The sequence below is a fragment of the Shinella sp. NM-101 genome (assembly GCF_021401195.1).
Taxonomy (GTDB): Bacteria; Pseudomonadota; Alphaproteobacteria; order Rhizobiales; family Rhizobiaceae; genus Shinella.
This window is the reverse complement of sequence record NZ_JACBFT010000042.1, coordinates 1-5,928: the sequence shown is the minus strand read 5'-3', so window position 1 is coordinate 5,928 and position 5,928 is coordinate 1. Positions and strand designations below refer to the sequence as shown.

Here is a 5,928-nt window from a genome sequence, read left to right as displayed (position 1 = left end):
GGGGTCAGAACAAGAGCTGCTCGAAATCGTACGCTAAGCTTGAACGGAGCGGGAACGCTTGATTGACCGCATTTCAAAAAGGGCATCTATGACCGGACATTCTGGAACCTGATCGCCGGTGCATTGCGCCGCCATATTCGACATGGCCCGCTCCAGACGCCGCAGATCGGCGATTTTCTGACGGATATCTTTCAAATGTTCGATGGTGAGCGCATGGACCTCCCGGCAGGTGTAGGTATGCCCATCGACCAGGCGAAGCAGGCCGCGCAACTCGTCCAGGCTGAAGCCGAGTTCACGGCCGCGCCGCACGAAATGCAGCCGCCTTGCGTGTTCAGTTGTGTAGATACGATAACCCGCTGCGCTGCGGGCGGGCTTCGGCATGACGCCGATTTTCTCGTAATAGCGGATCGTCTCTATGTTGACGCCGCTGCGCTCGGACAGCACGCCGATCGAAAATTCATCATTCTGTGTCATCACATAGCTCGCACAAATCCGTGAAAATTTCTCGCTTGACCCTGTAGTCGCTACAGGCACTAGGGTCACGATAGATCAATTGCGGGAGCATGTGAACGATGATGCAGGATGAAACACGGACGCTGGCAAATACAGTCACAGAGCCAGCCGAAAAGGGTTTTGATCGGGCAGCATTGCTGTCGGTCGGCGGCATCGTTGCGGCACTGGGCGCAGCAACCTGTTGCGTGCTGCCCTTTGCCTTGTTCTTCGCTGGCATCAGCGGCGCGTGGATCGGCAATTTGACCGCGTTCGAACCCTACCAGCCTGTGTTTATCACGATCGCGCTCGCCTGCCTCGGCTACGGTTTCTATCTCGTCTATCGCAGGCCGAAGGCGGCTGAATGCGCCGAGGGTTCCTACTGCGCGCGTCCATCATCCCATCGGAACGCCAAGATCGGCCTTTGGGTCGCAACTGTCTTGATCATTATCGCCGTGGGCTTTCCCTACGCCGCCCGCCTTGTCCTCGATGCTTAATCCCAAGGAGAATCTCATGAAAATCCTGCCCCTCATTGCCCTTACTGCGTCCCTGCTGACGGGTGGTCACGCTTTTGCCGCCGAGCAGACCGTAACCTTGAATGTTGCCAATGCCACCTGCGAACTCTGCGGCCCGATTGTGAAGCGGGCGCTCAGCAACGTTCCAGGCGTGCTCGATGTTGATGTATCGGAGGCGACCGGCGCGGCGATCGCGAAGGTGCGCTTTGACGACAGCCAGACGAATGTCGCCGCGCTGATCACCGCAACCACCAATGCTGGCTATCCGTCCGGCGTTTCGCAGTAAGGAGGTTCAGCATGACAGATGGAAAGTTCATCGGCCTTGGCGGAGTCGGGTTTCTCGCCGTCATCTGTTGCGCCGCGCCATTTCTTTTGGTCGCCGCTGGCTCTTTTGGCTTTTCCGCATGGTTCGCAGCGGCCGGCTATGTGCTGATCCCGATCGCTCTCGCCGCGATTGGGGCGTCCGCACTTTATCTTTACCGGCGTCGGCGTTCCGCCTCATCAGCGGATGCCAATTGCTGCTCGATGAATAACAAGACAACAAAGGTGAATTGAATGTGTGAAGCTTGCGACGTTCCAACTTCCAACAAAGGCAACGGCCGTTATGATCTTGTGGTCGTCGGAGCTGGCTCGGCCGGTTTCTCCGCCGCGATCACGGCCGCCGAACTAGGCGCCCAAGTGGCTCTTGTCGGGCATGGCACGATCGGCGGTACATGCGTCAACATCGGCTGCGTGCCCTCGAAAGCCCTGATCCGGGCCACGGAGGCTGTACGTCACGCCAACGATGCGGCTGCCCGGTTTGATGGGATCGAAAGCGGCGCGCGCGTGGTTGATTGGGCCGCTCAGATCGCCCAGAAAGACGCTTTGGTTGCCGGTCTGCGACAGGCGAAATACGCTGATCTGCTGCCGGAGTACAACAATGTGGTCTACCACGAAGGTCCGGCCCGCCTCGTTGACGGCGGTGTCCAGGTCGCGGGCCAGCACATCGGCTCCGAGCGAATTATCATCACCACCGGTGCGCGTCCGGCGTTGCCGGGGATTCCGGGGATCGCTGACGTATCGCCGCTCGACAGCACGACAGCGCTCGCCCTGACCGAGCTGCCACGCTCGATGATAGTGCTTGGCGGCGGCTACATCGGCGTGGAGCTTGCCCAGACTTTCGCACGGGCCGGTGTCGAAGTGACACTCGTGTTCCGCAGCCGGCTTCTGCCGGAGGCTGAACCCGAAATCGGCGCTGCGCTTGCCACCTATCTGGCCGATGAGGGGATTAAAATCGTCAGCGGCATTACCTACGAGTCCGCCCGCAAGACCGATGATGGTGGTGTTGCCCTCGCCATCGCGCGGGACGGACGTCCGGAAATCTTGACTGCCGAGCGGATTCTTGTGGCGACGGGACGCCGCTCGAACACTGAAGCCCTTGGGCTTGCTGAAACCGGTATAGACCTGACACCGGCCGGGGCCATCATCGTTGATGATCGCATGCGCACCTCGAAGGCGGGCGTCTATGCCGCCGGCGATGTAACCGGAAAAGATCAGTTCGTCTACATGGCCGCCTATGGCGCAAAGCTCGCCGCCAAGAACGCATTGAACGGCAACAGCCTGAGTTACGACAACACCGCAATGCCCGCCGTGGTCTTTACCGATCCGCAGGTGGCGAGCGTCGGCATGACCGAAGCGCAGGCGCGGGCTGCCGGACATTCGGTTCGCACCTCCGTCCTTTCCCTCGACAATGTGCCGCGGGCGCTGGCGGCGCGCGACACGCGCGGCCTGATCAAGCTGGTCGCCGACGGGTCAACCCGGAAACTCCTTGGCGCTCACATCCTTGCACCAGAGGGTGCTGACAGCATTCAGACGGCAGCCTTGGCCATCCGCTGCGGCCTGACGATCGATGATCTCTCGGAGACGATCTTTCCATATCTGACGACTGTCGAAGGTTTGAAGCTTGCGGCTCAGACCTTCGACAGGGATGTGAAAAAACTGTCCTGCTGCGCGGGGTGAGGCGAAAGGGAAACGGGTGCCTACTCAAGTCACGGCTTAAACGGAGCGGTCGCCCTCGATCCTGACACGCATGATGGTCTGGCGGCTGGTGTCAAATTTTCTGGCGAGTGCGGAAACGCTCATCCCGCCCGCCAAATCCGAGAGAACATCCAATTTCTGCTTCTCATTGAGCCGAGCGGGACGGCCGAGGGTCTTGCCTTCCGACTTGGCTCGTTTGAGGCCCGACTGCGTGCGTTCGATCAGCAGATCACGCTCGAACTGAGCGACGGCATTGATGACGCTCATCGTCATCTTCCCGGCGGAACTCGCCAGATCGACGCCGCCGAGGGCCAGACAATGGACCCGCACGCCCAGCTCCTCCAGTTTCCTGACCGTCGTACTGACATCGATCGCATCTCGGCCGAGCCGATCGAGCTTGGTGACGATGAGCACGTCCCCGGCTTCGAGTTTATCCATCAGTCGCGAGAAACCCCGGCGCTGCGCAATGGCGACGCTGCCCGAGATGGTCTCGGTGACTATACGGCGTGGCTCGACGTGGAAGCCGGCCGCTTCGATTTCCTGAATCTGGTTTTCGGTGGTCTGTCCGGTCGTGGAGACACGGACATAGGCAAAGGTGCGTGGCATAAGGTTCAATTTCGTCCGAATAGGTTGTCCGAAAGGTGATGCCTGTCCACAAATAAGTCAAGATAATTTGTGGACAGGGTGATTTAGGCCTGTACTCAAACGACCGTTTCCGGACATGCCCGGAACCATCGACGCAAGTTTGTATGGAGTAAAAAATGGCGCGGCGGAAGTTTCTCAAAATTCAGGATCAACAGGAGCTGTTCGGCGTACCGACCGATGAGGATAGTCTGATCCGTCACTACACTCTATCTCCATCGGACCGGCTGGAGATCGAAGTCCGCAGGCGAAAACATAACCAGCTCGGCTTTGCTGTCCAGCTTTGCATGATGCGGCATCCGGGCCGGGCTCTCATGGTGCACGAAATTCCGCCGAGGGCGATGCTCAATTATATAGCCGAACAATTGGATGCTGATCCGGAGAGTTTCCGTTCCTATGCCAGGCGGGAGGAAACTCGCCGCGAGCATATCGCGCATTTGCTTTCCTATTTTGGAAAACGAACAGCAACAGCACAGGACCGGCGCGCCGCCTTACTATCCGCCGTCGAAACGGCGACCGCAACGGACAAGGGCCATTCTATTGCCCAAGCTATTGTCACCACGCTGCGGGAGCGGAAGGTGTTACTTCCCGCACCTGACACAATAGAGCGGATCGGCTTTGCCGGCCGCGTAATAGCCCGCCGTCGCGCCGAGGCTGCCCTGATATCGGGCCTTTCAGCCGAAAAGCTCCAATCCCTCGATGATCTTTTGACGGTTGATCCCGAGATACGACAGACGCGATTCCATTGGCTGCGATCTGCGCCAGATGCTCCGGGAGCAACCAACCTGGTCACGCTGACCGACAGGATCGCTTTCATCCGCGCGCTCGATATCGATCCCCGACTACAAGCCCGCATCCACTCCGGTCGCTGGGAGCAGATGGTCCGGGAGGGCGATGTGACACCGGCATGGCTTGCCGCCGACTTCAACGCCAGTCGGCGGCGCGCGACGATCATCGCGCAGATCATCAAGCTTGGGCAAAAGCTCACCGACGCCGCAGTCACCATGTTCATCAAGCTGATCGGCAGGCTGTTTTCGCAGGCGAATAACCGCAAGAAGCAGCGCCATGTGAACACCCGGATGGAGACGGCTAAGGCACTACGGCTGTTTCTCGACACGATATCGGCTCTTCAGTGCGCCAATGACAATGATGAAGATGCAATTGAAACGCTCGACCGCCACGTCGGCTGGCATCGCTTGGTGCAGGCAAAGCCGACGCTTGCGGCGATGGTGGAAGACAATGACGCCTCACCCTTGCTTATTGCAGCTGAGCAATATGCCAATGTTCGCAATTATGCAGGCCGGTTCCTCCTGACCTTCACATTCCATTCAAGTCGTCGGTATGATCCTTTGCTGGCAGCGATCGAAACACTCAGATCCCTTTACGCGGAAGGAAGGCGCGTGCTTCCCGAACGTGTCCCGATCGCTCATCTCGGCGCGGCGGAGCGTAAACTGATCTTCGGGCAGGCAAAGGCCGATCGCCGTCTCTATGAGATTGCAACACTGGCAGCGTTGCGCGAGCGGCTTCGTTCGGCCGACATCTGGGTCGAAGGCAGCAGGGCGTTCCGGCCGATAAATGAAAATTTCATGCCCCGCCCTACTTTTACCAAGCTGAAGGAAACTGACCAGCTTGGGCTCGGTGTGCAGCGCGACGGGGTGGCTTGGCTCACCGAAATGCAACAATTGCTGGACTTCAATCTGAAACGTCTCGCCCATCGCGCCCGCAACGGCAAACTTGAAGGCGTCCGTCTCGATGCCGGAACCCTGATTGTAACACCGCTGGCGAGCGAAGTGCCCGCTGCAGCCGATGAACTAAATATCGAACTCAGCGAAATGTATCCGCTTGTCGAAGTGCCGGATCTCTTAAGAGACGTGCATGAGTGGACCGGCTTTGCCGACCAGTTCACCCATGTTCGAACGGGCGATTCACCGCAAAACATTCCGGCCATGCTCGCCGGCACGCTCGCGGACGCCACCAATCTTGGCCCGAAACGTATGGCCGGAGCCTCCAAGGGGATCAGCGCCCATCAGATCGGATGGATGCGCATGTTCCATGCCCGCACGGAAACCTATCGCGCAGCGCAGGCATGTGTGACCGACGCCCATGCGCGTCATCCCCACGCCCAGCTCTGGGGAACAGGGACGACCGCATCATCTGATGGTCAGTTCTTCCGGGCCAGTGATCGTGCCGCCAAACGCGGTGATATCAACCTGCATTATGGCAGCGAGCCAGGCTCGAAATTTTACAGCCACCTTTCCGATCAGTA

Annotated in this window: 7 protein-coding genes; 5 read left to right on the top strand and 2 right to left on the bottom strand. The window is 59.0% G+C overall.

Features of this window, described 5'->3' with window-relative positions; genetic code table 11:
* Positions 1-33: 33 nt before the first annotated feature.
* The gene (locus L0976_RS28415; RefSeq protein ID WP_023517540.1) at positions 34-474 is read right to left on the bottom strand and encodes a helix-turn-helix domain-containing protein; all 441 of its coding nucleotides are present in this window, start codon (positions 472-474) and stop codon (positions 34-36) included.
* Positions 475-572: 98 nt separating this feature from the next.
* Here L0976_RS28415 and L0976_RS28410 point away from each other — a divergent pair, with 98 nt between their 5' ends.
* The 4 genes from L0976_RS28410 to merA are packed head-to-tail and all read left to right on the top strand — an operon-like array spanning position 573 to position 3,002.
* On the top strand, positions 573-986 hold the full coding sequence (locus L0976_RS28410) for a mercuric transporter MerT family protein (protein WP_003501072.1): 414 nt from the start codon (positions 573-575) through the stop codon (positions 984-986).
* Between the two features lie 16 nt (positions 987-1,002).
* Positions 1,003-1,290, top strand: a complete 288-nt coding sequence (locus tag L0976_RS28405) for a cation transporter (RefSeq protein ID WP_010661778.1) — start codon at positions 1,003-1,005, stop codon at positions 1,288-1,290.
* A gap of 11 nt (positions 1,291-1,301) precedes the next feature.
* Positions 1,302-1,559: a hypothetical protein gene (locus tag L0976_RS28400; protein ID WP_003501076.1), complete on the top strand. Its 258-nt coding sequence runs from the start codon at positions 1,302-1,304 to the stop codon at positions 1,557-1,559.
* Complete coding sequence (gene merA, locus L0976_RS28395) at positions 1,560-3,002, top strand: mercury(II) reductase (RefSeq protein WP_003501078.1); 1,443 nt, start codon at positions 1,560-1,562, stop codon at positions 3,000-3,002.
* Positions 3,003-3,038: 36 nt separating this feature from the next.
* Here merA and L0976_RS28390 read toward each other — a convergent pair whose 3' ends face one another.
* Entirely contained in the window at positions 3,039-3,626 is a 588-nt protein-coding gene (locus L0976_RS28390; protein ID WP_003501080.1) for a recombinase family protein, read from the bottom strand.
* Between the two features lie 155 nt (positions 3,627-3,781).
* Between L0976_RS28390 and L0976_RS28385 the strand changes: the two genes are divergently transcribed.
* A partial coding sequence (locus L0976_RS28385; RefSeq protein WP_234190729.1) for a Tn3 family transposase occupies positions 3,782-5,928 on the top strand: 2,147 nt, incomplete at its 3' end.

What these genes read in the sequence shown, in the direction of transcription:
- L0976_RS28415 (WP_023517540.1), bottom strand. Translation starts at nt 474, where the DNA reads ATGACACAGAATGATGAATTTTCGATCGGCGTGCTGTCCGAGCGCAGC.
- L0976_RS28410 (WP_003501072.1), top strand. Translation starts at nt 573, where the DNA reads ATGATGCAGGATGAAACACGGACGCTGGCAAATACAGTCACAGAGCCA.
- L0976_RS28405 (WP_010661778.1), top strand. Translation starts at nt 1,003, where the DNA reads ATGAAAATCCTGCCCCTCATTGCCCTTACTGCGTCCCTGCTGACGGGT.
- L0976_RS28400 (WP_003501076.1), top strand. Translation starts at nt 1,302, where the DNA reads ATGACAGATGGAAAGTTCATCGGCCTTGGCGGAGTCGGGTTTCTCGCC.
- merA (WP_003501078.1), top strand. Translation starts at nt 1,560, where the DNA reads ATGTGTGAAGCTTGCGACGTTCCAACTTCCAACAAAGGCAACGGCCGT.
- L0976_RS28390 (WP_003501080.1), bottom strand. Translation starts at nt 3,626, where the DNA reads ATGCCACGCACCTTTGCCTATGTCCGTGTCTCCACGACCGGACAGACC.